Origin of the sequence: Bacillus mexicanus (genome assembly GCF_050445615.1) — a bacterium.
GTDB lineage: Bacteria > Bacillota > Bacilli > Bacillales > Bacillaceae > Bacillus > Bacillus mexicanus.
Window position 1 is genome coordinate 129,855 of the sequence record NZ_JBCEYV010000001.1, and the last position, 25,505, is coordinate 155,359.

At 43.9% G+C, this 25,505-nt stretch carries 23 protein-coding genes; 20 read left to right on the plus strand and 3 right to left on the minus strand.

What is annotated here, in order from left to right; translation table 11 throughout:
• Positions 1-89: 89 nt before the first annotated feature.
• The 5 genes from accD to AAGG74_RS00795 all read left to right on the plus strand — a co-directional run bounded on the left by accD (position 90) and on the right by AAGG74_RS00795 (position 5,341).
• A complete protein-coding gene (accD, locus tag AAGG74_RS00775) occupies positions 90-962 on the plus strand; it encodes an acetyl-CoA carboxylase, carboxyltransferase subunit beta (protein WP_429674252.1) in 873 nt (290 codons plus the stop codon).
• Positions 947-1,924 (plus strand): acetyl-CoA carboxylase carboxyl transferase subunit alpha, encoded by a 978-nt coding sequence (gene accA / locus AAGG74_RS00780; protein ID WP_162101091.1) that lies wholly within the window; start codon positions 947-949, stop codon positions 1,922-1,924. The genes accD and accA overlap by 16 nt, the downstream gene beginning before the upstream one ends.
• 181 nt (positions 1,925-2,105) lie before the next feature.
• On the plus strand, positions 2,106-3,065 hold the full coding sequence (pfkA, locus tag AAGG74_RS00785) for a 6-phosphofructokinase (RefSeq protein ID WP_162101090.1): 960 nt from the start codon (positions 2,106-2,108) through the stop codon (positions 3,063-3,065).
• A gap of 42 nt (positions 3,066-3,107) precedes the next feature.
• A complete protein-coding gene (gene pyk, locus AAGG74_RS00790; RefSeq protein WP_429674254.1) occupies positions 3,108-4,865 on the plus strand; it encodes a pyruvate kinase in 1,758 nt (585 codons plus the stop codon).
• A gap of 92 nt (positions 4,866-4,957) precedes the next feature.
• Positions 4,958-5,341 carry an FxsA family protein gene (locus tag AAGG74_RS00795; RefSeq protein WP_225493645.1) on the plus strand — a complete coding sequence of 128 codons (384 nt, stop codon included), beginning with the start codon at positions 4,958-4,960 and terminating at the stop codon, positions 5,339-5,341.
• Positions 5,342-5,373: 32 nt separating this feature from the next.
• On the opposite strand, the gene ytvI is transcribed toward AAGG74_RS00795, so the two are convergent.
• Positions 5,374-6,489: a sporulation integral membrane protein YtvI gene (gene ytvI, locus AAGG74_RS00800; protein ID WP_429674255.1), complete on the minus strand. Its 1,116-nt coding sequence runs from the start codon at positions 6,487-6,489 to the stop codon at positions 5,374-5,376.
• Positions 6,490-6,585: 96 nt separating this feature from the next.
• On the opposite strand from ytvI, the gene AAGG74_RS00805 reads away from it, so the two are divergent.
• The 10 genes from AAGG74_RS00805 (at position 6,586) to coaE (ending at position 18,736) form a co-directional block, all read left to right on the plus strand.
• Complete coding sequence (locus AAGG74_RS00805; RefSeq protein ID WP_162101086.1) at positions 6,586-7,050, plus strand: DUF441 domain-containing protein; 465 nt, start codon at positions 6,586-6,588, stop codon at positions 7,048-7,050.
• 334 nt (positions 7,051-7,384) lie between these two features.
• Positions 7,385-8,503 (plus strand): citrate synthase, encoded by a 1,119-nt coding sequence (gene citZ, locus AAGG74_RS00810; protein WP_429674256.1) that lies wholly within the window; start codon positions 7,385-7,387, stop codon positions 8,501-8,503.
• Between the two features lie 164 nt (positions 8,504-8,667).
• Complete coding sequence (gene icd, locus AAGG74_RS00815; RefSeq protein WP_162101084.1) at positions 8,668-9,939, plus strand: NADP-dependent isocitrate dehydrogenase; 1,272 nt, start codon at positions 8,668-8,670, stop codon at positions 9,937-9,939.
• A 42-nt stretch (positions 9,940-9,981) separates the two neighbouring features.
• Positions 9,982-10,920, plus strand: coding sequence for a malate dehydrogenase (gene mdh / locus AAGG74_RS00820; protein ID WP_225493649.1), 939 nt, complete (start codon positions 9,982-9,984; stop codon positions 10,918-10,920).
• 214 nt (positions 10,921-11,134) lie between these two features.
• Positions 11,135-11,857, plus strand: coding sequence for a two-component system response regulator PhoP (gene phoP / locus AAGG74_RS00825; RefSeq protein WP_429674257.1), 723 nt, complete (start codon positions 11,135-11,137; stop codon positions 11,855-11,857).
• Positions 11,850-13,589 (plus strand): two-component system histidine kinase PnpS, encoded by a 1,740-nt coding sequence (gene pnpS, locus AAGG74_RS00830; protein ID WP_429674258.1) that lies wholly within the window; start codon positions 11,850-11,852, stop codon positions 13,587-13,589. Before phoP ends, pnpS begins: the two co-directional genes overlap by 8 nt.
• Positions 13,590-13,833: 244 nt before the next feature.
• Positions 13,834-16,476 (plus strand): DNA polymerase I, encoded by a 2,643-nt coding sequence (gene polA, locus AAGG74_RS00835; RefSeq protein ID WP_429674259.1) that lies wholly within the window; start codon positions 13,834-13,836, stop codon positions 16,474-16,476.
• Between the two features lie 22 nt (positions 16,477-16,498).
• On the plus strand, positions 16,499-17,329 hold the full coding sequence (gene mutM / locus AAGG74_RS00840) for a DNA-formamidopyrimidine glycosylase (protein WP_429674260.1): 831 nt from the start codon (positions 16,499-16,501) through the stop codon (positions 17,327-17,329).
• A 120-nt stretch (positions 17,330-17,449) separates the two neighbouring features.
• Positions 17,450-18,127, plus strand: coding sequence for a sporulation membrane protein YtaF (ytaF, locus tag AAGG74_RS00845; protein WP_225493884.1), 678 nt, complete (start codon positions 17,450-17,452; stop codon positions 18,125-18,127).
• A gap of 15 nt (positions 18,128-18,142) precedes the next feature.
• The gene (gene coaE / locus AAGG74_RS00850; protein WP_429674261.1) at positions 18,143-18,736 is read left to right on the plus strand and encodes a dephospho-CoA kinase; all 594 of its coding nucleotides are present in this window, start codon (positions 18,143-18,145) and stop codon (positions 18,734-18,736) included.
• Positions 18,737-18,773: 37 nt separating this feature from the next.
• Here coaE and ytbE read toward each other — a convergent pair whose 3' ends face one another.
• Both ytbE and AAGG74_RS00860 read right to left on the minus strand, forming a co-directional pair.
• Positions 18,774-19,616, minus strand: coding sequence for an aldo/keto reductase YtbE (gene ytbE / locus AAGG74_RS00855; protein WP_429674262.1), 843 nt, complete (start codon positions 19,614-19,616; stop codon positions 18,774-18,776).
• A 29-nt stretch (positions 19,617-19,645) separates the two neighbouring features.
• A complete protein-coding gene (locus tag AAGG74_RS00860) occupies positions 19,646-20,836 on the minus strand; it encodes an MFS transporter (RefSeq protein WP_429674263.1) in 1,191 nt (396 codons plus the stop codon).
• A gap of 180 nt (positions 20,837-21,016) precedes the next feature.
• Between AAGG74_RS00860 and AAGG74_RS00865 the strand changes: the two genes are divergently transcribed.
• The 5 genes from AAGG74_RS00865 (at position 21,017) to dnaB (ending at position 25,504) form a co-directional block, all read left to right on the plus strand.
• The gene (locus AAGG74_RS00865; protein ID WP_162101074.1) at positions 21,017-21,397 is read left to right on the plus strand and encodes a winged helix-turn-helix transcriptional regulator; all 381 of its coding nucleotides are present in this window, start codon (positions 21,017-21,019) and stop codon (positions 21,395-21,397) included.
• Between the two features lie 201 nt (positions 21,398-21,598).
• Positions 21,599-22,621 (plus strand): glyceraldehyde-3-phosphate dehydrogenase, encoded by a 1,023-nt coding sequence (locus AAGG74_RS00870; RefSeq protein ID WP_429674264.1) that lies wholly within the window; start codon positions 21,599-21,601, stop codon positions 22,619-22,621.
• Between the two features lie 238 nt (positions 22,622-22,859).
• Complete coding sequence (speD, locus tag AAGG74_RS00875) at positions 22,860-23,240, plus strand: adenosylmethionine decarboxylase (protein ID WP_162101072.1); 381 nt, start codon at positions 22,860-22,862, stop codon at positions 23,238-23,240.
• Between the two features lie 269 nt (positions 23,241-23,509).
• Positions 23,510-23,968 carry a transcriptional regulator NrdR gene (nrdR, locus tag AAGG74_RS00880; protein ID WP_162101071.1) on the plus strand — a complete coding sequence of 153 codons (459 nt, stop codon included), beginning with the start codon at positions 23,510-23,512 and terminating at the stop codon, positions 23,966-23,968.
• 114 nt (positions 23,969-24,082) lie between these two features.
• Positions 24,083-25,504, plus strand: coding sequence for a replicative helicase loading/DNA remodeling protein DnaB (gene dnaB, locus AAGG74_RS00885; protein WP_429674265.1), 1,422 nt, complete (start codon positions 24,083-24,085; stop codon positions 25,502-25,504).
• The last annotated feature ends 1 nt before the right edge of the window (position 25,505 follow it).

A 25,505-nucleotide genomic window follows, 5' to 3' on the forward strand; every position in this document is an offset into this window, starting at 1 on the left:
AGTACAATAGTTTCGGTAAAGTTATTAGCAAGTCTATCTATTTGATGACATGCGGTGAAGAGAACCCTTCACAAAAGGGAGGTAATCATTTGTTAAAGGATATATTCACGAAAAAGAAAAAGTATGCTTCCGTGCCATCTGATCAAGCGAAACACGATGTTCCGGAAGGTATTATGACAAAATGTCCTAAGTGCAAAAAAATCATGCTCACTAAAGAGTTGGATAAAAATATGCGGGTATGCATGAACTGCGATTATCATTTCCCGATGAATGCAAAACAGCGTTTTGAAAGCTTGATGGATGAACAATCCTTTGAAGAATTCAATCAGGGAATGCTATCGGAAAACCCGCTCGGTTTCCCAGGGTATATGGAAAAAATCGAAAAAGACCGTGAGAAAACATCTTTAAACGAGGCTGTTGTGACAGGCAAAGGCACCATCGGCGGATACCCGGCTGTTGTTGCAGTCATGGATTCTTCATTCAGAATGGGCAGCATGGGTTCAGTTGTCGGTGAAAAAATCACACTTGCGATTGAAAAAGCAAAAGCTGATAAAGTTCCGTTTATTATTTTTACGGCTTCAGGCGGCGCGAGAATGCAGGAAGGCGTATTAAGTTTGATGCAGATGGCTAAGACAAGCTCTGCTTTAAAACTGTTCAGTGAAGAACAAGGCCTCATCATTTCAGTCATGACACACCCGACTACAGGGGGCGTATCAGCGAGCTTTGCATCCCTTGGCGATTACAATTTCGCTGAGCCTGGCGCGCTGATCGGTTTTGCCGGAAGACGGATTATTGAACAGACAATAGGAGAAAAACTGCCTGAGGACTTCCAAACGGCTGAATTTTTATTAAAGCATGGACAGCTTGATGCGGTTATTCATCGAAATGACATGAAAAAAACGTTAGGAAATCTGCTGGATATGCATCAAACAGGAGGTGACATTGAGTGGCTGCAAGATTAGACTTTGAAAAACCAGTGATTGAACTGCAAACGAAAATCGCCGAACTAAAAACATTCACCCAAAATTCCGATATGGATCTAAGTGCGGAAATCGAACGGCTTGAAGACCGTCTCGCTAAGCTTCAAGATGATATTTACAAAAATCTGAAGCCTTGGGACCGGGTTCAAATCGCGCGCCTGGCGGAACGTCCGACAACGCTTGACTATATTGAACACCTGTTTACCGACTTTTTTGAATGCCACGGAGACAGGGCGTATGGGGACGATGAAGCCATTGTCGGCGGGATTGCAAAGTTCCACGGACTTCCTGTAACGGTAATCGGGCATCAGCGCGGCAAAGACACGAAGGAAAACCTTGTCCGTAATTTTGGAATGCCGCACCCTGAAGGCTACCGAAAAGCACTGCGTCTCATGAAACAAGCTGATAAATTTAACAGACCGATTATCTGTTTTATTGATACGAAGGGGGCATACCCCGGACGAGCAGCGGAAGAAAGAGGACAAAGTGAAGCCATTGCAAAAAATCTGTTTGAGATGGCTGGCCTTCGAGTGCCTGTTGTCTGCATTGTCATCGGTGAAGGCGGAAGCGGCGGAGCTCTTGGTTTGGGTGTAGGCAATCACATGCACATGTTGGAAAACTCCACTTATTCTGTTATTTCTCCGGAAGGGGCTGCAGCACTTTTATGGAAGGACTCCAGTCTTGCTAAAAAAGCAGCTGAAACAATGAAAATCACTGCGCCTGACTTAAAAGAATTAGGTATTATAGATCATATGGTTAAAGAAGTAAAAGGCGGAGCGCATCACGATGTCAAGTTGCAGGCAAGCTATATGGACGAAACCCTCAAACAATCGTTAAAAACTTTGTTGAAGCTGAACGAAGAAGAATTGATTCAGCAGCGTTATGAAAAATATAGAGCAATTGGCAAAGTCTCGGTTGAAGATCAATTTATCGGGGTAAACTAAATAAACGTGAAGCCTTTGGCTCACGTTTATTTTTTGTGACAATCTTTAAATTTTATTTAAAAACAATTTAATTAATTGTATAATAGGTAGGGTTTCATAGGGAGGATGGAGATCCCTTTTCATTGTTTTTAGGGCAATGATCGTGTTATGTTTAATCATATATGTTGCTGAGGTGAATGAAATGAAACGTATAGGGGTGTTAACGAGCGGCGGAGATTCCCCAGGAATGAACGCAGCAGTTCGCGCAGTAGTCAGAAAAGCGATTTATCATGATGTTGAAGTGTACGGCATTTACAACGGATACGCAGGGTTGATCAGCGGTAAGATTGAAAAACTTGAGCTTGGATCTGTAGGCGATATTATACATCGCGGAGGAACAAAGCTTTATACGGCAAGATGCCCTGAATTCAAAACGGTTGAAGGCCGGGAAAAAGGGATTGAAAACTTGAAGAAGCTCGGTATTGAAGGGCTTGTTGTCATCGGCGGAGACGGTTCCTATATGGGTGCAAAAAAATTAACGGAACACGGGTTTCCATGTGTAGGTGTACCGGGTACAATTGATAATGACATTCCGGGCACTGATTTTACAATCGGTTTTGATACAGCTTTAAATACAGTAATTGACGCAATTGATAAGATTCGCGATACAGCGACTTCTCATGAACGTACATATGTGATCGAAGTAATGGGCCGCCATGCCGGCGACATCGCATTGTGGGCCGGTCTTGCAGGGGGCGCAGAATCGATCTTAATCCCTGAGGCAGACTATGACATGCACGAAATCATTGCCCGCTTAAAACGCGGCCACGAACGCGGCAAGAAACATAGTATTATTATTGTTGCCGAAGGTGTAGGAAGCGGCGTTGAATTCGGGAAACGCATTGAAGAAGAAACAAACCTTGAAACTAGGGTATCTGTATTGGGCCATATCCAGCGCGGAGGTTCTCCGAGCGCTGCTGACCGCGTGCTGGCAAGCCGTCTTGGCGCATATGCAGTTGAACTGCTGCTTGAAGGAAAAGGCGGACGCTGTGTGGGTATACAAAACAATAAGCTTGTAGACCATGATATTATAGAAATATTAGAGACAAAACACACAGTTGAGCAAAACATGTATAAGCTTTCAAAAGAACTGTCTATTTAACGCACAGCTGAAGGCTGAAGATTTCAGAAGGAAGTGAACCAAATGAGAAAAACTAAAATTGTTTGTACTATTGGTCCGGCAAGTGAAAGCATCGAAATGCTTACGAAATTAATCGAGTCAGGCATGAACGTGGCTCGTTTGAACTTTTCTCACGGAGATTTTGAGGAACATGGTGCAAGAATTAAAAATATCCGTGAAGCAAGCAAAAAGGTCGGCAAAAACGTCGGTATCCTGCTTGATACAAAAGGTCCTGAAATCCGCACACATACGATGGAAAACGGCGGCATTGAGCTTGAAACAGGCAAGGAGCTTATCGTTTCAATGGATGAGGTCGTAGGTACGACAGATAAAATTTCAGTGACATATGAAGGTTTAGTCGATGACGTAGGACAAGGTTCAACGATTCTCCTAGATGACGGCCTTATCGGTCTTGAAGTACTTGCTGTTGATGCCGCTAAACGCGAAATCAAAACAAAAGTATTAAACAACGGAACACTCAAAAACAAAAAAGGTGTTAACGTACCGGGCGTAAGTGTCAACCTTCCTGGTATCACTGAAAAAGACGCGAGAGACATCGTTTTCGGTATTGAGCAAGGAGTAGACTTTATCGCAGCGTCTTTCGTACGCCGTTCTACGGACGTGCTTGAAATCCGTGAGCTGCTTGAAGAGCACAAAGCTCAGGATATTCAAATCATCCCTAAAATCGAAAACCAAGAGGGCGTTGACAACATCGATGCGATTCTTGAAGTGTCTGACGGCTTAATGGTTGCACGCGGAGACTTAGGCGTGGAAATTCCGGCTGAAGAAGTGCCGCTCGTGCAAAAAGAACTGATCAAAAAATGCAACGCGCTTGGCAAACCTGTTATTACAGCGACACAAATGCTTGACAGCATGCAGCGCAACCCGCGTCCGACTCGTGCGGAAGCAAGTGACGTAGCAAACGCGATCTTCGACGGTTCAGATGCGATTATGCTTTCTGGTGAAACAGCTGCCGGAAACTATCCGGTTGAGGCGGTTCAAACCATGCACAACATCGCGTCCCGTTCTGAAGAAGCTTTAAATCATAAAGAAATTCTTTCTAAACGCAGAGGTCAAGTAGGAATGACGATTACAGACGCAATTGGACAATCTGTCGCGCATACGGCGATTAACCTCAATGCTGCTGCGATCGTAACACCAACTGAAAGCGGCCATACAGCGCGTATGATCGCGAAATACCGTCCGCAAGCGCCGATTGTTGCAGTTACTGTAAATGATTCTGTTTCCAGAAAACTAGCGCTTGTATCAGGCGTATTTGCAGAAAGCGGCCAAAATGCGAACACAACAGATGAGATGCTTGAGGATGCTGTCCAAAATTCATTGAACAGCGGGTTGGTAAAACACGGCGATCTCATTGTTATTACAGCAGGTTCTGTCGGTGAATCTGGCACTACGAACTTAATGAAAGTTTATACTGTCGGCGATATCATCGCTAAAGGACAAGGTATCGGACGCAAATCAGCATTCGGTTCGGTTGTCATTGCACAAACTGCAAAAGAAGCTGAGCAAAAAATGACTGACGGTGCGGTACTTGTTACAAAAAGCACTGACCGTGACATGATGGCATCTCTTGAAAAGGCGTCTGCCCTTATTACTGAAGAAGGCGGCTTAACAAGTCATGCTGCGGTAGTTGGATTAAGCCTTGGCATTCCGGTTATCGTTGGCCTTGAAAAAGCGACATCTATTTTAACAGAAGGCCAAGAAATCACAGTTGACGCTTCCAGAGGCGCAGTCTACCAAGGCCGTGCGAGCGTTCTTTAATCACAGATGAAACGGGAAGGGGAATCCCTTCCTTTTCTCTTATCTCGCCTTATACGAAACAGAGGCGTGCTACACGTGTGGGGGGATTGGATATGAGATTTTTATTTTTGCTTTTTATTGTATTTCCGGCAATAGAAATCGGCATATTCCTCTTTTCAGGGAAGTTGATCGGCATTTTGCCGACAGTTCTTTTAATGATTCTGACGGGCATTATCGGCGCAGCCGCTGCAAAAAAACAAGGAACCGAAGTATACTACAAGGTTCAGCGTGATTTTCAATATGGTAAAATGCCGGGTGAAGCGATGGCTGATGGCCTGTGCATTTTCATTGGCGGTCTATTGCTGATGCTTCCGGGCTTTTTGTCAGATTTGGCCGGTGCCTGTTTGCTTATCCCGTTTACCCGCAGCTGGTGTAAGCCGATTCTGTTCAAATGGCTGAGAGGAATGTCGAAGAACAAGCGGATTATCATCAAATAAAAAACGGCAGCCATGCAAAATGGGCTGCTGTTTTATTTTGGCTGAACGGTGATATAGGACCATATCTCCTTTAATGCGCCTGTTTTGATGAAAGCTTGAACTATAACGAGAACAGCCGGCCCTGCAATTAGTCCTAAAAATCCGAATGATTTAAAACCGGCAAAAAGGGCGATAAGCGTTGCCAGCGGGTCGATCCCGATAGATTTACTTAAAATTTTAGGTTCTGTCAGCTGCCGTTGAATCAGAACGATGAGGTACAATACACCGATTCCAATCGCTTGTGGCAGCTGTCCTGTAATCGATAAATACAAAATCCAGGGCACAAATACGGAGCCCGCTCCCAAATAAGGGAGAAGGTCAACAAGCCCGATTAAAAAAGCAATTGTTGCAGCATGTTCAATTTTTAAGAGAGAAAGGCCGATAAATACAATCACCATCGTAATAAAAACAAGAACGGCCTGCGCTTTGATAAACCCGGTCATTGCTTTTTTTAATTCGCTGCTGATGGCTTTGCCATTGACTGTAACCCGATCCGGCAGAATGGAAACGAGCATGGCTTTCAGCTTGTGCCAATCCTTTGTCATAAAAAAAGTTGCTAAAAGAGAAAAAATGAGCACAGCAGCTGTGTTGGGGAGAAGCGCGAAAAAACTCGGGAGCATTTCTAGAATGTGGGACAGCAGCAGCCCGGCATTTTTAGCGGCAGAATCACCGAGTGTTTGGATATGTGTAACGATGGAAGCCTGCTGATTGGTCTCCAATTCTTGAAATAAAAGGGTCAGTTCGTTATAGAGCGGCTGGATATGAGCCGTAAACAATTTTGCGCAATATGAGATAAATGTGCTGATATGCGGAGGCAGCGTTTTTGCAAGATAGGCTGTCCCGGTTACGATTTCGGCTACCAGAATAGTGAGTACGCCGAAGGCGGCGAGCAGAAAAAAAGCAAGCACGCCCAGAACGTTTATCGTTCGGGGGAATCCTGTCACTTTGTCAAAATAGTCAACAACAGGATGAATCGCTGATGAAAGAATAAGAGCGATTAGGAACGGATATGTTAACGGAAACGAATAATAGGCTACAGCTACCAATCCCCCGGTAATTGATATGACAAAGAGGGTTCTGAAAAAAATAGTGACATAAGATTGATTCACGAAATCGATCCTCCTCTCGGCAGCATGTCCTATTTTATATATGTATTCACGCGCTGGCCGAATATGAATACATACATCTTAAAGGAGAGATAGCATATGTTTACACAAGCGAACTTATTTTTAATTTTACTCTTGGCTATCGCACTTATCGCGAAAAATCAATCATTGCTTTTTGCTGTATCTGTCCTTTTGATCATCAAAATCGTTGGACTTGACCAAAAATTATTACCAACTATCCAGTCAAAAGGCATCAACTGGGGTGTGACCATTATTACCATCGCTGTTCTTGTGCCGATCGCTACAGGAGAAATCGGATTTAAACAGCTTGGAGAAGCAATGCGTTCTTCCTATGCCTGGATCGCCTTGGGAGCGGGTATCGCAGTGGCGCTGATTGCCAAAAACGGACTGACTCTGCTGGAAAATGACCCGCATATTACAACTGCTCTTGTGATCGGGACCATTCTTGCAGTCGCGCTTTTTGGCGGTGTTGCAGTAGGGCCGCTGATCGGAGCGGGAATTGCTTATATTGCCATGCAGCTCGTAAAAATGTTCACTTCATGAAAAAAGCGGCCCGAAAAGCCGCTTTTTTTTGTATGCAAAAACCCGCAAATAAAGGCGTTTTTTACGGAGAAATCACGATATGAAAAAAAATTTATAGGTAAACCTTTAACAAATGTCTGATTATTGTTTATAATGAGAATAGGCTTAAACTTAAATAAGCTTATAAGAATTTGTTATGTTCTTTCATAAGCAACAGGCTGCAGTACTAGTAGGCTGTAAAATGTAAGCATTTTCTTTTTGGGGGAGAGAGATACTTGCATCATGCTTTTTAAGTAAGCCACATGTTTTTACAACACTCTTAAAGGGGAAATTTATTGAAAAGGAGATGTTATATATGACAGCGACAGGCGGTCTAGAAGGGGTTGTAGCAACAACATCATCTGTTAGTTCTATTATTGATGATACCCTTACATATGTGGGGTATGATATCGATGATTTAACAGAGAACGCAAGTTTTGAAGAAATCATCTATTTACTTTGGCATTTAAGGCTGCCAAATAAAAAAGAGCTTGAAGAGTTAAAGCAGCAGCTTGCAAAGGAAGCTGCCGTTCCACAAGAAATAATTGAGCACTTCAAATCTTATTCCCTCGAAAATGTTCATCCCATGGCTGCTCTTCGGACAGCAATTTCATTATTAGGCCTGCTTGACAGCGAGGCTGATACCATGAACCCGGAAGCCAATTACAGAAAGGCGATCCGTCTTCAGGCAAAGGTGCCTGGCCTGGTTGCAGCGTTCTCCAGAATCCGCAAGGGCCTTGAACCTGTTGAACCGAGAGAAGACTACGGCATTGCCGAGAATTTTCTCTACACCTTAAACGGTGAAGAGCCTTCGCCCATTGAGATTGAAGCCTTCAACAAGGCGCTGATTTTACATGCTGACCATGAGCTGAACGCGTCAACGTTCACAGCAAGGGTTTGTGTCGCAACACTTTCTGATATCTATTCAGGCATTACTGCTGCAATCGGCGCGCTGAAGGGTCCTCTCCATGGCGGTGCGAATGAAGGCGTAATGAAAATGCTGACAGAAATCGGTGAAGTGGAGAACGCTGAGCCGTACATCCGCGCTAAACTTGAAAAGAAAGAAAAAGTCATGGGATTCGGTCACCGCGTATATAAGCATGGCGACCCGCGCGCGAAGCATCTGAAAGAAATGAGCAAGCGCTTGACCAACCTGACAGGAGAAAGCAAATGGTACGAGATGTCGATTCGTATAGAAGAGATCGTCACCTCGGAGAAAAAGCTTCCTCCTAATGTTGATTTCTATTCGGCTTCTGTTTATCACAGCCTCGGTATTGACCATGATTTGTTCACACCGATTTTCGCTGTAAGCAGAATGTCCGGCTGGCTCGCTCATATTCTTGAGCAATATGACAACAACCGTCTGATCCGCCCGCGTGCAGATTATACAGGTCCTGATAAACAAGCATTTATTCCGATTGAAAAAAGAGCCTAAAGAACCATTAGAGGCTGGCTTTCGTTAATGAAGTTAGCCTCTTGTTCAGAACGGCAAACGTGGTTTACACTTTATATCGAATGTTGAGAAAAGTCATTTTGTTTTCTATATGAGGAAAATAAAATGTTTTCTAAATATGAATTACATATTGGGAGGTTTTTATTGTGGCACAAGGCGAAAAAATTACAGTTTCTAACGGAGTATTAAACGTACCAAACAACCCGATTATCCCGTTTATCGAAGGAGACGGAACCGGTCCTGATATTTGGAACTCGGCTTCGAAGGTTTTGGAAGCAGCGGTTGAAAAAGCATACAAAGGCGAAAAGAAAATTACATGGAAAGAAGTTTATGCCGGAGAAAAGGCTTATAATAAAACAGGTGAGTGGCTTCCTGCTGAAACATTAGATGTGATCCGCGAATATTTCATCGCGATTAAAGGTCCGTTAACGACACCGGTCGGCGGCGGTATCCGTTCTCTGAACGTAGCGCTCAGACAAGAGCTTGACCTATTCGTTTGCTTACGACCTGTACGATACTTTACAGGAGTGCCTTCACCAGTAAAACGACCTGAAGATACTGATATGGTCATCTTCCGGGAAAATACAGAAGATATTTACGCAGGCATCGAGTACGCAAAAGGCTCTGAAGACGTGAAAAAACTCATTAGCTTCCTGCAAAATGAGCTAAACGTCAACAAAATCCGTTTCCCTGAAACATCAGGTATCGGCATTAAGCCTGTTTCTGAAGAAGGAACAAGCCGTTTGGTCAGAGCAGCCATTGATTACGCAATCGAGCATGGTCGTAAATCTGTAACGCTTGTTCATAAAGGAAACATTATGAAGTACACAGAAGGCGCCTTCAAAAACTGGGGTTATGAACTGGCTGAAAAAGAATACGGTGAAAAAGTTTTCACATGGGCTCAATATGACCGTATTGTTGAAGAACAAGGAAAAGACGCCGCTAACAAAGCGCAAAGCGAAGCGGAGGCAGCAGGCAAAATCATTGTCAAAGACAGCATTGCTGACATTTTCCTTCAACAGATCTTAACGCGTCCGAACGAGTTTGATGTCGTTGCGACAATGAACCTGAACGGCGATTATATTTCTGATGCGCTTGCTGCACAAGTCGGCGGTATCGGCATTGCTCCTGGAGCGAATATTAACTATGAAACAGGACATGCCATTTTCGAGGCGACGCATGGAACGGCTCCTAAATATGCAGGCCTTGATAAAGTAAACCCATCTTCTGTTATTCTTTCAGGCGTTCTGCTTCTTGAGCATTTAGGATGGAACGAAGCGGCTGATTTGGTAATCAAATCTATGGAAAAAACAATTGCTTCTAAAGTCGTAACTTACGATTTTGCCAGATTAATGGATGGCGCGACTGAAGTGAAATGTTCAGAGTTCGGAGAAGAACTGATTAAAAACATGGACTAAGCAAGGAAACAGCCTAAACTAGCTATAAAGGGGAAGAGAGACATGGGAAATACTCGTAAAAAAGTTTCTGTTATCGGAGCAGGTTTTACCGGAGCGACAACTGCATTTTTAATCGCTCAAAAAGAGCTGGCAGATGTTGTTCTTGTTGACATCCCGCAATTGGAAAACCCGACAAAAGGAAAAGCGCTTGATATGTTTGAAGCAAGCCCGGTTCAAGGCTTTGACGCGAAAATTACGGGTACTTCTAATTATGAGGATACGGCGGGTTCTGCCATTGTTGTTATTACAGCTGGTATCGCAAGAAAACCTGGTATGAGCAGAGATGATCTAGTCTCTACAAACGAAAAAATTATGAGAAGTGTTACACGAGAAATCGTGAAATATTCTCCTGACGCTATTATTGTAGTGCTGACAAATCCTGTTGATGCAATGACATACGCGGTGTACAAAGAATCGGGCTTCCCTAAAGAGCGCGTAATCGGCCAATCTGGTGTGCTTGATACAGCAAGATTCAGAACATTTGTGGCAGAGGAATTAAACCTGTCAGTAAAAGATGTGACTGGTTTCGTTCTTGGCGGCCACGGGGACGATATGGTGCCGCTTGTGCGTTATTCTTATGCCGGCGGTATCCCGCTTGAAACGCTCATTCCGAAAGAACGGATTGACGCCATTGTAGAGCGTACAAGAAAAGGCGGCGGCGAAATCGTGAATCTTCTCGGAAACGGAAGCGCGTATTATGCGCCTGCGGCTTCTCTGACCGAAATGGTCGAAGCCATCTTGAAAGATCAGCGCCGCGTCCTTCCTACCATTGCTTATCTCGAAGGGGAATATGGCTATGAAGGCATCTACCTTGGTGTTCCTACAATTGTAGGCGGCAACGGTCTTGAGCAAATCATTGAACTTGAACTGACAGACTATGAAAGAGCACAGCTGAATAAATCAGTTGAATCTGTCAAAAATGTCATGAAAGTATTATCTTAATAAAATGAGAGAAAGGCTTGCTTTTAATAGAGCCTTTCTCTTTTTGTTATAAATGAAATCGCTTTCGTAAATACCATTATTTCTTTTGAAAAATGATGTAAAAGGCGAATTGTCGGAATGTCCTGCTTTCGTTAAAATAAGATCATGAAACATGTTAAGATGACATAAAATAGAGAAATAGGATGTCGGGGAATTATAATACTGGAGGCACAGCATGAATAAGAAAATTTTAGTTGTGGATGATGAAGAATCTATTGTTACTCTTTTGCAGTACAACTTGGAACGGTCAGGCTATCATGTCATCACCGCCTCGGATGGGGAAGAAGCACTCAAAAAAGCGGAAACAGAAAAGCCTGATTTAATTGTGCTTGACGTGATGCTTCCCAAACTGGACGGAATTGAAGTGTGCAAGCAGCTGAGACAGCAAAAACTCATGTTTCCGATTTTAATGCTGACAGCGAAGGATGAAGAGTTCGACAAAGTATTAGGACTTGAGCTCGGTGCTGATGATTATATGACCAAGCCATTCAGTCCAAGGGAAGTAAATGCAAGAGTCAAAGCGATTTTAAGACGTTCGGAAATGGCTGCGCCCTCTAGTGAATTGAAAAGCGATGAAATTGAAGGTCAGATTGTCATTGGTGATCTGAAAATTCTGCCTGACCATTATGAAGCGTATTTTAAAGAAGATCAGCTTGAGCTGACCCCGAAAGAATTCGAACTGTTGCTGTATTTGGGCAGGCATAAAGGCAGAGTGCTGACGAGAGATCTTTTATTGAACGCTGTCTGGAATTATGATTTTGCCGGGGATACAAGAATTGTTGATGTGCACATCAGCCACCTCCGTGACAAAATTGAAAACAATACGAAAAAACCAATCTATATAAAAACGATTAGAGGATTGGGGTATAAATTGGAGGAGCCAAAAATGAATGAATAAACACCGTATGCGCTTTTTTTCTTTACTTATTGTCTGTATGATTCTGGTGTTCAGCGTCCTCGGACTGTTTTTGCAGCAGCTCTTTGAATCGGCTGATCAAAGGAAAGCGGAGGAATACATTGAGAAAGAAGCCAAATACATGGCTTCACTGCTTAATGCCGGCAATCTGAATGATCAAAGAAATGAGAAAATCATTAAAGATGCAGGCGGCGCGTTGGGTGTGAGCGCATTTGTTATCGATACAGATGGCAAGGTGCTGTACGGGCCAAAGGGGAGCACGGCAGATTCTCAAAAAGCAGAGGCGCTTGTTTCCGGTCATGAGGGTGTCCTTCCCACAGCGGATAACAAGCTTTATTACGGACTTCCGCTTAAAAGCGAAGGCGAAAAAACAGGATATGTGCTGCTTTCTGTCTCTAAAAAAAGCTACGGCTTAAAAGGCGAATTGTGGGGAATGCTGACGGCTAGTCTTTTCACCGCTCTTATTGTCATTGTTTATTTTTATTCCAGTATGACCTCGCGTTATAAAAGGTCAATTGACGCAGCGACAAACGTAGCGACAGAACTGTCCAAGGGGAACTACGATGCCAGGACGTACGGCGGCTATATCAGGCACACTGATAAGCTAGGCCGTGCGATGAACAGCTTGGCCGTTGATCTGATGGAAATGACGAGAACGCAAGAAATGCAGCGGGACCGCCTGCTGACGGTCATCGAAAATATTGGCTCCGGACTGATTATGATTGATGGCAGAGGCTTTATCAATCTCGTGAACAGGGCTTACGCCAAGCAGTTTCATATCAACCCGAACGAGATGCTGAGGTGTCTTTATCATGATGTATTTGAACATGAAGAAGTAATCCAGCTTGTCGAAGACATCTTTATGACAGAGACAAAGAAATGCAAGCTATTAAGGCTCCCGATTAACATTGAACGGCGCTATTTCGAAGTGGACGGCGTTCCGATTATGGGGCCGGATGATGAATGGAAAGGAATTGTGCTCGTTTTCCATGACATGACGGAGACGAAGAAATTAGAGCAGATAAGAAAGGACTTTGTGGCTAATGTTTCTCATGAGCTGAAAACGCCGATTACGTCCATTAAAGGGTTTACGGAGACGTTATTGGATGGGGCGATGGAGGACAAAGAAGCGCTTTCTGAATTTCTTTCCATCATTTTAAAGGAAAGCGAAAGGCTTCAGTCTTTGGTTCAGGATCTTCTCGATCTCTCCAAAATCGAACAGCAAAATTTCACGCTCAGCGTCGACACGTTTGAACCAGCCAAAATGCTTGGTGAGATTGAAACACTTTTGAAGCATAAGGCGGATGAGAAAGGCATCTCCTTACAGCTCAATGTCCCGAAAGACCCGCTCTATGTGTCAGGTGACCCGCACAGACTGAAACAGGTATTTCTTAATCTCGTAAACAATGCGTTAACCTACACGCCGGAGGGGGGCTCTGTAGCCATTAATGTAAAGCCGGGAGAAAAAGATATTCAGATTGAAGTTGCTGATTCCGGGATCGGAATTCAGACAGAGGAAATTCCGCGCATCTTTGAACGGTTTTACCGCGTGGATAAAGACAGAAGCAGGAATTCGGGCGGCACAGGACTAGGGCTTGCGATCGTAAAGCATTTAATAGAGGCGCATGGAGGGAAAATAGATGTCACAAGCGAACCTGGACGGGGAACGGTTTTTACCGTGACATTGAAACGGCTCGCAGAAACGTCCGCCTAATGTTTACAAAGGTTTAACAATATCTTCATGCACTGTTAAACCTATGCTGGTAGGATGTAGTAGAACCCCTTCATCCAAGGAGCCAATTTTGACGGCGGGAACCATTTTGTGTTCCCGTCCTTTTTTGTGTCTGCTCCTCAGAGTTTACGTATTTTCCTTTCAAATTGAACTTTGTTAAAATAAGAGGAGCTAAAGACTATGAAAGAGATGAATAGAAGCCTGTTGCTTCTTAGGAGGATATTGAATGACGGAACGAAAAAAATTAGTGCTTGTAGACGGAAACAGTCTGGCTTACCGGGCGTTTTTTGCATTGCCGCTGTTAAGCAATGATAAAGGTGTTCATACGAATGCCGTATACGGTTTTGCGATGATTTTAATGAAGATGCTTGAGGATGAAAAACCGACGCACATGCTGGTTGCCTTTGATGCCGGAAAAACAACATTTCGTCATAGCACATTCAAAGAATATAAAGGCGGCAGACAGAAAACCCCGCCTGAGCTTTCCGAACAATTGCCATTTATCCGCGAGCTGCTGGATGCCTACCAGATCAGCCGCTACGAATTGGAACAATACGAAGCCGACGATATTATCGGCACACTGGCCAAATCGGCTGAAAAAGACGGATTTGAAGTAAAGGTTTTTTCAGGAGACAAGGATTTAACTCAGCTGGCAACAGAAAAAACAACAGTTGCCATTACGAGAAAAGGAATTACCGATGTCGAATTTTACACACCGGAACACGTCAAAGAGAAATACGGGCTGACGCCTGAACAAATCGTGGACATGAAAGGCCTCATGGGCGATTCCTCTGATAATATTCCGGGGGTGCCTGGCGTAGGAGAGAAGACAGCGATTAAGCTCTTAAAACAGTTCGATTCCGTGGAAAAGCTCTTGGCGTCCATTGATGAGGTGAGCGGAAAGAAACTGAAGGAAAAGCTTGAGGAATTTAAGGATCAGGCGTTGATGAGCAAGGAACTTGCGACGATTATGACGGACGCCCCGATTGAAGTGTCTGTTTCCGGCTTGGAATATCAAGGCTTTAATCGTGAACAGGTGATTGGGATCTTTAAAGACCTTGGATTCAATACGCTTCTTGAACGTCTTGGGGAAGGCAGTGAAGAAGCAGCGCAAGATCAGGAATTAGAAGACATTGATGTCGAAACCGTCAAAGACGTCACGAGCGAAATATTGGTTTCTCCATCCGCATTTGTCGTTGAACAGATTGGCGATAATTATCATGAAGAGCCGATTCTCGGATTTTCGATCGTAAACGAAACGGGCTCCTATTTTATTCCGAAAGACATTGCTGTGGCGTCTGAGGTATTTAAAGAATGGGTGGAAAATGACGAGCAGAAGAAATGGGTCTTTGACAGCAAACGGGCTGTTGTCGCTTTGCGCTGGCAAGGCATTGAGCTGAAAGGAGCCGAATTTGATACGCTTCTTGCAGCTTATATCATCAACCCGGGCAATTCATATGATGATGTGGCGAGTGTGGCCAAGGATTACGGCCTGCATCTCGTATCAAGTGACGAATCGGTTTACGGAAAAGGAGCAAAGCGGGCGGTGCCGTCAGAAGACATACTGTCTGAGCATCTTGTCCGAAAAGCGTTGGCGATTCAAAGTCTGCGGGAAAAGCTCGTTCAGGAGCTGGAGAACAATGATCAGCTTGAACTATTTGAAGAGCTCGAAATGCCGCTTGCACTGATTCTCGGCGTAATGGAATCAACTGGCGTCAAGGTCGATGTTGAGCGTTTAAAACGGATGGGTGAAGAACTGAGCGCGAAGCTGAAGGAATATGAAGAAAAAATCCATGAGATTGCGGGAGAGCCGTTTAATATCAATTCTCCGAAACAGCTCGGTGTCATCTTGTTTGAAAAGATCGGCCTGCCCGTCGTGAAAAAAACAAAAACAGGCTATTCAACGTCTGCTGATGTGCTTGAAAAGCTGGCGGACAAACATGATATTGTTGACTATATTTTACAGTACAGACAAATCGGCAAGCTTCAATCGACATATATTGAAGGGCTGTTAAAAGTGACGAGGGCGGATACGCATAAGGTGCATACACGCTTTAACCAAGCTTTAACGCAAACCGGCCGCCTCAGCTCGACTGATCCGAACCTGCAAAACATACCGATCAGGCTTGAGGAAGGGCGCAAAATCCGCCAAGCTTTTGTTCCGTCGGAAAAAGACTGGCTCATTTTTGCGGCTGATTATTCACAAATTGAACTGCGGGTGCTTGCCCATATTTCAAAGGACCATAATCTCATTGAGGCTTTTACGAATGATATGGATATTCATACGAAAACGGCAATGGATGTGTTCCATGTCGCTAAGGATGAAGTGACATCTGCGATGAGACGTCAGGCGAAAGCAGTCAACTTTGGTATCGTATACGGCATCAGTGATTACGGGCTGTCACAGAATCTCGGGATTACCCGGAAGGAAGCCGGAGCATTCATTGATCGCTATTTAGAAAGTTTTGAAGGCGTAAAGGCGTACATGGAGGATTCCGTTCAGGAAGCGAAGCAAAAAGGATATGTGACAACGCTTATGCACCGCCGCCGCTACATTCCAGAGCTGACGAGCCGAAACTTTAATATCCGCAGTTTTGCGGAGCGGACGGCAATGAATACGCCGATTCAAGGAAGCGCCGCCGATATTATTAAAAAAGCCATGATTGATATGGCTGCCAAACTAAAAGAAAAACAGCTGAGGGCAAGGCTGCTTCTTCAAGTACACGATGAATTGATTTTTGAAGCGCCGAAGGAAGAAATTGAAATTCTAGAAAAGCTTGTTCCTGAAGTGATGGAGCATGCGCTGGCATTAGATGTGCCGTTAAAAGTGGACTTTGCCTCAGGCCCATCTTGGTATGATGCGAAATAAACAGAGATAGGAAGTGATGGATGTGCCGGAATTACCAGAGGTTGAAACAGTCCGGCGCACTCTGACCGGGCTTGTAAAGGGAAAAACAATCAAATCGGTAGAGATCAGATGGCCGAATATTATTAAACGGCCTGCCGAACCGGAGGAATTTGCGCGAAAAATAGCAGGAGAAACAATACAGTCTATCGGAAGACGGGGAAAGTTTCTGCTGTTTCATTTAGATCATTATGTGATGGTTTCCCACCTGCGAATGGAGGGGAAATACGGGCTTCATCAAGCAGGGGAGCCAGACGATAAACACGTGCATGTCATATTTACAATGACAGATGAAACCCAGCTTCGTTACAGGGATGTGCGGAAATTTGGAACCATGCACTTATTTAAACCGGGAGAGGAGGCGGATGCGCTCCCGCTTTCTCAGTTAGGGCCGGAGCCTGACGCTGAAGAATTTACGAGTGCATATTTAAAAGAACGGCTTGCCAAAACAAACCGTGCTGTCAAAACCGCTCTGCTCGATCAAAAAACAGTTGTCGGGCTCGGAAATATTTATGTCGACGAGGCTCTTTTCAGAGCAGGTGTCCATCCTGAGACGAAAGCAAATCAATTATCAGACAAAACAATCAAAACACTTCACGCTGAAATCAAAAATACCCTTCAGGAAGCGATTGACGCGGGCGGCAGCACAGTCCGCTCGTATATCAACTCCCAAGGGGAAATCGGCATGTTCCAGCTGCAGCATTTTGTATACGGAAAAAAAGACGAGCCGTGCAAAAATTGCGGAACGATGATTTCAAAAATCGTCGTCGGAGGCAGGGGCACGCATTTTTGTGCGAAGTGCCAGCATAAAAAATAGCTTAAAGCTTCATTGTCCAAGCTGTCGGTGCATATATCAATAACTCTGTAATAGAGGATGCCTTTTTCGAAACACGGATTTTTCACTTTGCCATATATATGATGGTGATGAATCCCGGGCATTTTTTGTCTATATAAGAGCACCAACAGAAAGGAAGAAACGGGTATGCAAATGGTTTCTATACTGCTGCTGGCGTTGGCTGTCAGCTTGGACAGTTTTTCAGTCGGATTTACGTACGGATTGAGAAAAATGAAAATACCGTTTAAAGCGATTGTGATTATCGCCTGCTGTTCCGGTGTTGTCATGTTTATATCCATGCTGATCGGAAGCTTTCTGACAAAGTTTTTTCCTGTATATGTGACAGAGAAGCTTGGCGGTTTGATATTGGTCGGAATTGGAGCGTGGGTTTTGTATCAATTTTTCAAACCGGAAAAAGACAAAGAATACTTATTGCATGAAAAAACGCTGCTTAATTTAGAGGTTCGGTCATTAGGAATTGTGATTCATATTTTAAGAAAACCGATGTGTGCTGATATCGACAAATCGGGTGTGATCAATGGAGTTGAGGCATTGTTATTGGGGGTTGCCTTATCAATTGATGCCTTTGGAGCAGGGATAGGCGCAGCCATTCTCGGTTTTTCACCAATTGTGATGAGTATCTCCGTGGCCATCATGAGCTCTCTGTTTGTATCGATCGGAATCAATGCCGGACATATTCTGTCAAAATGGAAATGGATTGATAAAATGGCGTTTTTGCCGGGGATTTTGCTGATCACGATCGGGCTCTGGAAATTGTAAAAAGGAGTGAATCTCTTGACCTTGGTCATTGGTTTAACGGGTGGAATAGCGAGCGGCAAAAGCACGGTCGCCAATATGCTGATTGAAAAAAGAATAATCGTTATCGATGCAGATATCATTGCCAAACAAGCGGTAGAAAAAGGGATGCCGGCCTACCAGCAAATCATTGACGAATTCGGTCAAGACATTCTGCTCCCCAATGGCGATATAGATCGAAAAAAGCTCGGTGCACTGGTATTTACAAATGAACAAAAGCGACTTGCTTTAAATGCCATTGTTCACCCCGCAGTCAGGCGGGAAATGCTGAAGCGCCGTGATGAAGCGATTGCGAATCAGGAGGCGTTTGTTGTACTGGATATCCCGCTTCTGTTCGAAAGTAAATTAGAATCTTTAGTTGATAAAATTATTGTGGTCAGTGTGACAAAGGAGCTTCAGCTGGAGCGTCTGATGAAGCGCAATCAGCTGACGGAAGAAGACGCGCTCAGCCGTATCCGCTCTCAACTGCCTTTAGAGGAAAAAACAGCAAGAGCAGATCAAGTCATCGACAACAGCGGCACGCTTGAAGAGACTAAACAGCAGCTTGATGACATCATCAGCCGCTGGGCATAAGACAAAAACACCGTTCGTAGCGAACGGTGTTTTCTCATTAAAAATCAAAGTTGTCCGGATCAGGACCGACGCGCAGGTTTTCATTCAGGGCATCGATTCGGTTCATGTCATCCTGTGTTAGCTCAAAGTCAAATACGCTCGCGTTTTCTTTAATGCGATGTTCCTTCGTTGATTTAGGGATCGTAATGATGCCATGCTGCAGATCCCAACGCAAAATAATTTGCGCGACAGATTTGTTATAGGTTTGCGCAATGTCTGTCAATACAGGGTGATCCAGCAGCTGTCCCTGCATTAAAGGTGACCAAGCTTCCATTTGGATGCCTTGTTTTTTGCAATATGCCATCAGCTCTTTTTGTGTAAGACGGGGGTGAAGTTCAACTTGGTTGATCATAGGTTTGATTTCAGCAGCTGTCATCAAGTCTTCAAGATGATGGATTTGGAAGTTGCTCACGCCGATCGCTTTAATACGGCCTTCCTTATACAGTGCTTCAAGGGCTCTCCAGGCTTCTTTATATTTTCCTTCTACAGGCCAGTGGATAAGGTAGAGATCTAAATACTCCAAACCGAGTTTTGACAGGCTTGTTTCAAATGCAGCAATTGTTTCCTCGTAGCCTAAATCAGCATTCCATACTTTTGATGTAATAAACAGGTGCTCTCTTGAGATCCCTGCTTCTTCAATGCCTTTCCGTAGTCCTTCTCCGACTCCAGCTTCATTTCCGTAAATAGCGGCAGTATCAATACTGCGGTATCCGTGAACAATAGCAGCTTTAACTGCGTTTACCAATTCAGATCCTTCTTCCACTTGGAAGACGCCAAGGCCGAACCGTGGCATGTTTACCCCGTTATGAAGAGTTGCTGTTGCTTGTAAATGTGTTGTCATATTTATTTTCTCCTTTACATTTAAAATTGTCAGGATGCCTGTTGATCCTGTTTTTCCATCAAGCGGCTCCAGCCCGTCAAGATGACTGCAGCGACTACCATTAACCCGCCTATCCAAGCAGTATGAATCAGTCCGATTGAATCGGTGATCACACCTCCAAGATATGAGCCGAGCGCAATTCCTGCATTAAAGGCCGCGATATTCATCGCAGATGCGATATCAACAGCACTCGGAACAAAACGCTCAGCCAGCATGACGACATACACCTGAAGGCCGGGCACGTTCATAAAGGCTAACAAACCCATAAAGAGAATGGTGATAAGGCCTGCTGTTTGATAGGGAGCCGTAAATGTGAGTACAAACAGAACAATTGCCTGTACGATAAACATATAGAATAAAGCGGCAATCGGATTTCGGTTTGACAGCTTTCCGCCAATCATATTGCCGATTGCGATGGCAATTCCGTATCCGAGCAGGATCACTGCTACAGTGCCGGATTTGAAGCCTGTTACTTCCTGAAGCAGGGGAGACAAATACGTAAATACAACGAATGTTCCTCCATACCCAAGCGCTGTAATGACAAATAAAAGCAATAACCGGCTGTTTGTCACAAGCTTCAATTGATCCCGCATTGTCGTTTTCGTCCCTTTTCGTAAATTCGACGGGACAAGAATGCCATTTGCAATGAAAGCAATGATTCCGACAGCGATAATGACCATAAAGGCAAAACGCCAGCCGAGCTGCTGGCCGATAAACGTGCCGAAAGGAACTCCGGTTACAGTTGCCACGGTAAGCCCTGTAAACATAATCGAAATCGCGCTTGCTCGTTTATTCTCAGGGACAATATCCGCTGCGATCGTTGAACCGATCGACATAAATATACCGTGTGAAAAAGCGGATATCACACGTGCTGCTAATAAAATCCCGATGCTTGTGGCAGTAGCAGCCATCGTATTCCCAACAATAAAAATCAACATGATCCACAGCAATAGTGTCTTACGTGACATGCTTGAGGTCAATGAAGTTAAGATAGGCGCTCCGACTGTAACGCCAAGCGCATAAAGGGAAACAGTCAAACCTGCTGTTGTAACAGGAATGTCCAGATCATCAGAAATTAACGGCAAAAGGCCGACGCTGATAAATTCGGTTGTCCCTATAGCGAATGCACTTATAGCCAGTGCCAGAAGTGCAGGAAGGCTGCTTTTATTGGCTGAAGTCATCATGTTCCCTCCTTTGTGATGTGTTGTATGATTGAAATTCTGCCGAGTAAGCTATATAAATAAAAGAGCAGATTCAAATCAGCCGGCAAATGTGATTATGAAAGATATCATTAAAAAAGAAAAGTACGTACTTGAAAGTGCTATAGCCACTTTTTAGTGCCTGTAAGGAGAATGGACTGTATGGAAAAGAAAAAATATAACATTTCTGTTGAAGCGACTCTTGAAGTGATCGGCGGGAAATGGAAATGCGTCATTTTATGCCATCTGACCCATGGGAAGAAACGCACGAGTGAATTAAAGCGCCTGATGCCTAATATCACACAAAAAATGCTGACCCAGCAGCTGCGTGAGCTGGAAGCGGACGGTGTCATTAACCGGATTGTGTACAATCAGGTTCCTCCCAAAGTGGAATACGAACTCAGTGAATACGGCCGCAGCTTAGAAGGGATTTTAAATATGCTGTGTGATTGGGGAGCGAATCATATTAACAGAGTGTACGGAGATACATTTTCTGTGTTAGAAGAAAGCGTACTTAATGATAAGCTGAAACAGGAATTGTAAAAAAGGGCAGTCAGTGCAGAGCGCTGGCTGCTTTTTGTTTTTTTGCGCCTAATAACTGTGCCAAAAAACGATGATGTCTCATAAAGTTAGCGTTAGAATCGGAGATTTTTTTCAATATGTACTGGCGATTTTTCTCTAATGTGTTATACTAATTTCGTATAAAAGCAAATTAGAATGACATATTGATAAGGGGTGTCCAACATGATGGTAAAAATAGCGATCAATGGGTTTGGAAGAATTGGGAGAATGGTTTTTAGAAAAGCGATGTTAGACGATCAAATTCAAATAGTGGCCATTAATGCCAGTTATTCCGCAGAAACGCTGGCTCATTTAATAAAGTATGACACAATTCACGGCAGGTATGACGAAGAGGTTGTTGCTGATGAGGGCAGCCTGATTGTGAACGGAAAGAAAGTGCTTTTATTAAACAGCCGTGATCCCAAACAGCTGCCTTGGCGGGAATATGATGTTGACATTGTCGTCGAAGCTACAGGAAAGTTTAATTCAAAAGATAAAGCAATGGGCCATATAGAAGCAGGCGCGAAAAGAGTCATTCTGACTGCTCCGGGGAAAAATGAAGACGTTACCATTGTGATGGGAGTCAATGAGGGACAGTTCGACGCTGACCGCCATGTCATTATTTCAAATGCGTCATGTACGACAAACTGCCTTGCGCCTGTTGTCAAAGTGCTGGATGAAGAATTCGGCATTGAAAGCGGGCTGATGACCACAGTTCACGCATATACGAATGACCAAAAAAATATTGATAATCCGCATAAAGATTTGCGCCGGGCACGGGCGTGCGGGGAATCCATCATTCCGACGACAACAGGAGCTGCAAAAGCGCTATCGCTCGTGATGCCGCATCTGGAAGGAAAGCTCCACGGTCTTGCCTTGCGCGTCCCTGTTCCGAATGTCTCATTGGTTGACCTTGTTGTCGACCTAAAAACAGGTGTAACGGCAAAAGAGGTAAACGAAGCATTTAAACGGGCTGCCAAAACCTCAATGTATGGTGTTCTTGATTATTCAGATGAACCGCTCGTTTCAACTGACTATAATACAAATTCGCATTCAGCGGTCATTGACGGGCTGACGACAATGGTAATGGAAGACAGAAAAGTAAAGGTGCTCGCATGGTATGACAACGAATGGGGCTATTCATGCAGAGTTGTTGATCTGATTCGTTATGTAGCTGCACGAATGAAATATCCATCTGCTGTATAAAATAAGGTCATGGACGCATTTTGCAGAAAAAACCCTTAACAGCCTATTTCTGAAAAAACGCACCTTGCAAATTAGACTTAAACACAGTATACTATTTTTCGTGAACTTCTTGCTTGAGACTGTTTCGGAATTACTTAAAGGGTTAGGACCTCTCCGGACTAACTTTCCCCCGTGGTAAATGGCCGGCCCAGTTGTTGGAATTTCACTTTTTAATTCTTGTTAAGGGGGGTCCATGACTATGGAAACAATGGGGCGTCACGTTATCTCCGAGCTATGGGGATGCGATTTTGATAAGCTGAATGACATGGATTTTATTGAAAAAACGTTTGTAAATGCTGCTCTAAAATCAGGAGCTGAGGTGCGCGAGGTTGCATTTCACAAATTTGCACCGCAGGGCGTAAGCGGAGTTGTGATTATTTCTGAATCACACTTAACAATTCACAGTTTTCCTGAGCACGGATATGCGAGCATTGATGTTTATACTTGTGGAGATTTAGATCCTAATGTTGCTGCTGACCATATTGCAGAGGCATTACATGCTGATACAAGAGAAAACATTGAAATACCAAGAGGAATGGGGCCTGTGCAAATTAAACAGGCGCAAGCGAAAGTACTATAGTAAACACGAACACAAAGGGAGCTGAAGCTAGAAAGCCATTACGCGCTTTTAGCTTATGCTCCTTTTATTTTTATAAAGAAACAAGGCGGTCAGCTTTTTCTTTTTTCATTTTTTTTGTAAAATAAGAAAGAGATTTTCACAAACCACCTGATGCTGTACATACAGCTTTACACAACGGCTCTCCCGACAGATGCTGTCACATTTATGTTAAAAGGCGGAGGCTGCCGAAAATACATTGTAGGGAACGAAATAGTTGGGAGCTGATTTTATTGAAATGTCCTTCATGCCAGCATAACGGAACGCGAGTCCTTGATTCCCGGCCTGTGGATGATGGAAAATCGATTCGCCGAAGACGCGAGTGTGAATCCTGCCACTACCGGTTTACGACCTTTGAAAAAGTGGAGGAAACCCCGCTCATCGTCGTGAAAAAAGAAGGTGTGCGCGAAGAATTCAGCAGAGAAAAAATGCTACGCGGCCTCATAAAAGCATGTGAAAAAAGGCCTGTGTCACTCAAAACGCTTGAAGACGTGTGCTTTGATATTGAAAAAGAACTTCGCAATCAAGGCTGTTCCGAGGTGAAAAGCGAGCTCGTCGGAGAAATGGTAATGGACCGGCTGGCAAAGATTGATGAAGTCGCATATGTACGGTTTGCGTCCGTTTATCGGCAGTTTAAAGATATAAACGTTTTTATCGACGAATTAAAAGACTTAATAAAAAAAGAACGTTAAAAGAGCTAAGAGGATTCTTCTAGCTCTTTTCTCATGTGCAAAATTGGCATTTGATAGATATGAGAAACGGTGTAAAATGAAAGGTAGAAACAAATTCGGAAGGTTTGAGAATGTATGGCTGACTATTGGAAAGATGTACTGCCTGTAGATCCGTATGTGGTCAAAAGCAGATCGATGCTGCAAGATATAGACAGACAAATTATTACACAGCTGTATCAGCCCTTAATCGGACCTGTTGCATTCTCTCTTTATATGACATTGTGGGGAGAGCTTGAACAAAACCGTCTGTGGGGCGGAGAGTCCACACATAGACAGCTGATGGGGATGACACAGTCCAACTTAAAAACGCTCCATCAGGAACAGGGGAAGCTCGAGGGCATCGGATTGCTAAAAGTATATATGAAAGAATCCGAGCGGCAGGAGCGCCTCTTTATATATGAACTCCTTCCGCCGCTCAGGCCAAATGATTTTTTTGAAGACGGAATGTTGAATGTTTTTCTGTACAATAGAGTTGGGAAAACAAAATATCAGCAATTAAAACAATTTTTCACGCACCCGGCCATTGCAGAAGATGCGAAGGACATTACTCGTCCATTTAATCATGCATTTGAATCGCTGCAGCCGAGTGAATGGAAGCTCACATCTGATATGGAGGAAACGGTAAGGCTTGCGCAAGGTACAGAGTATACCTCTGTCGGCGAGGCTTCGTCCTACACGATAACCGAAGATGTGTTTGATTTTGATTTGTTTTTAGCGGGACTTTCTGAGACGATGATTCCGAGAAAAGCGATGACCCAGCAAGTGCGGGACACAATCAAAAAGCTTTCCTATTTGTATGGCATAGATCCTTTGCAAATGCAAAATGTCGTTATGAGTGCGATTGATGAGCGTGACGCTATTACGACGGAGGCTTTACGAAAAGCGGCCAGCGACTGGTATCAAATCGAAAGAAACGGAAAGCTGCCTGACTTAGTGGAAAAAACACAGCCGGTGCATCTGCGTGAAGGCGAAAAGCCGGCCGAAGAGGATTCGCTGGACGGGAAGCTGATTGCATTGCTTGAAGCGATTTCTCCAAAGAAACTTTTACAGGATATTGCCGACGGAACAGAGCCGTCAAAAGCTGATATGAAAATCATAGAAGACATTATGTTTGAACAGAAGCTCGAACCAGGCGTTACAAATGTGTTAATTTATTACGTCATGCTGAAAACCGATATGAAGTTGTCGAAAAACTATATCCAAAAAATCGCTTCGCATTGGGCGCGCAAAAAGGTGAAAACGGTCAGAGAAGCGATGAAACTTGCAATAGAAGAAAACCGCCAATACCTTGAATGGGCTGAAGGAAAAGCAAATCAGCCTTCGAAACGGAACAAAAAAGTGATCCGCGAAGAAAAGCTTCCTGACTGGATGAAGGAAAAGGAGACAGCGTCCGATTCAGAATCCAAACAGCAGAAGCTGCAGCCGAAGGATTTGGAAGAACAGAAGAAAAAGATGATGGAAGAAATGGAAAAACTGAAAAAATACTCTGCCTATTAAT

Bases quoted from the DNA above. Each gene is read 5' to 3' on its own strand.
- mdh (WP_225493649.1), top strand. From the start codon at position 9,982: ATGGGAAATACTCGTAAAAAAGTTTCTGTTATCGGAGCAGGTTTTACC.
- polA (WP_429674259.1), top strand. From the start codon at position 13,834: ATGACGGAACGAAAAAAATTAGTGCTTGTAGACGGAAACAGTCTGGCT.
- speD (WP_162101072.1), top strand. From the start codon at position 22,860: ATGGAAACAATGGGGCGTCACGTTATCTCCGAGCTATGGGGATGCGAT.
- AAGG74_RS00860 (WP_429674263.1), bottom strand. From the start codon at position 20,836: ATGACTTCAGCCAATAAAAGCAGCCTTCCTGCACTTCTGGCACTGGCT.
- ytbE (WP_429674262.1), bottom strand. From the start codon at position 19,616: ATGACAACACATTTACAAGCAACAGCAACTCTTCATAACGGGGTAAAC.
- pnpS (WP_429674258.1), top strand. From the start codon at position 11,850: ATGAATAAACACCGTATGCGCTTTTTTTCTTTACTTATTGTCTGTATG.
- AAGG74_RS00795 (WP_225493645.1), top strand. From the start codon at position 4,958: ATGAGATTTTTATTTTTGCTTTTTATTGTATTTCCGGCAATAGAAATC.
- AAGG74_RS00865 (WP_162101074.1), top strand. From the start codon at position 21,017: ATGGAAAAGAAAAAATATAACATTTCTGTTGAAGCGACTCTTGAAGTG.
- pyk (WP_429674254.1), top strand. From the start codon at position 3,108: ATGAGAAAAACTAAAATTGTTTGTACTATTGGTCCGGCAAGTGAAAGC.
- phoP (WP_429674257.1), top strand. From the start codon at position 11,135: ATGAATAAGAAAATTTTAGTTGTGGATGATGAAGAATCTATTGTTACT.
- citZ (WP_429674256.1), top strand. From the start codon at position 7,385: ATGACAGCGACAGGCGGTCTAGAAGGGGTTGTAGCAACAACATCATCT.
- AAGG74_RS00870 (WP_429674264.1), top strand. From the start codon at position 21,599: ATGATGGTAAAAATAGCGATCAATGGGTTTGGAAGAATTGGGAGAATG.
- pfkA (WP_162101090.1), top strand. From the start codon at position 2,106: ATGAAACGTATAGGGGTGTTAACGAGCGGCGGAGATTCCCCAGGAATG.
- AAGG74_RS00805 (WP_162101086.1), top strand. From the start codon at position 6,586: ATGTTTACACAAGCGAACTTATTTTTAATTTTACTCTTGGCTATCGCA.
- dnaB (WP_429674265.1), top strand. From the start codon at position 24,083: ATGGCTGACTATTGGAAAGATGTACTGCCTGTAGATCCGTATGTGGTC.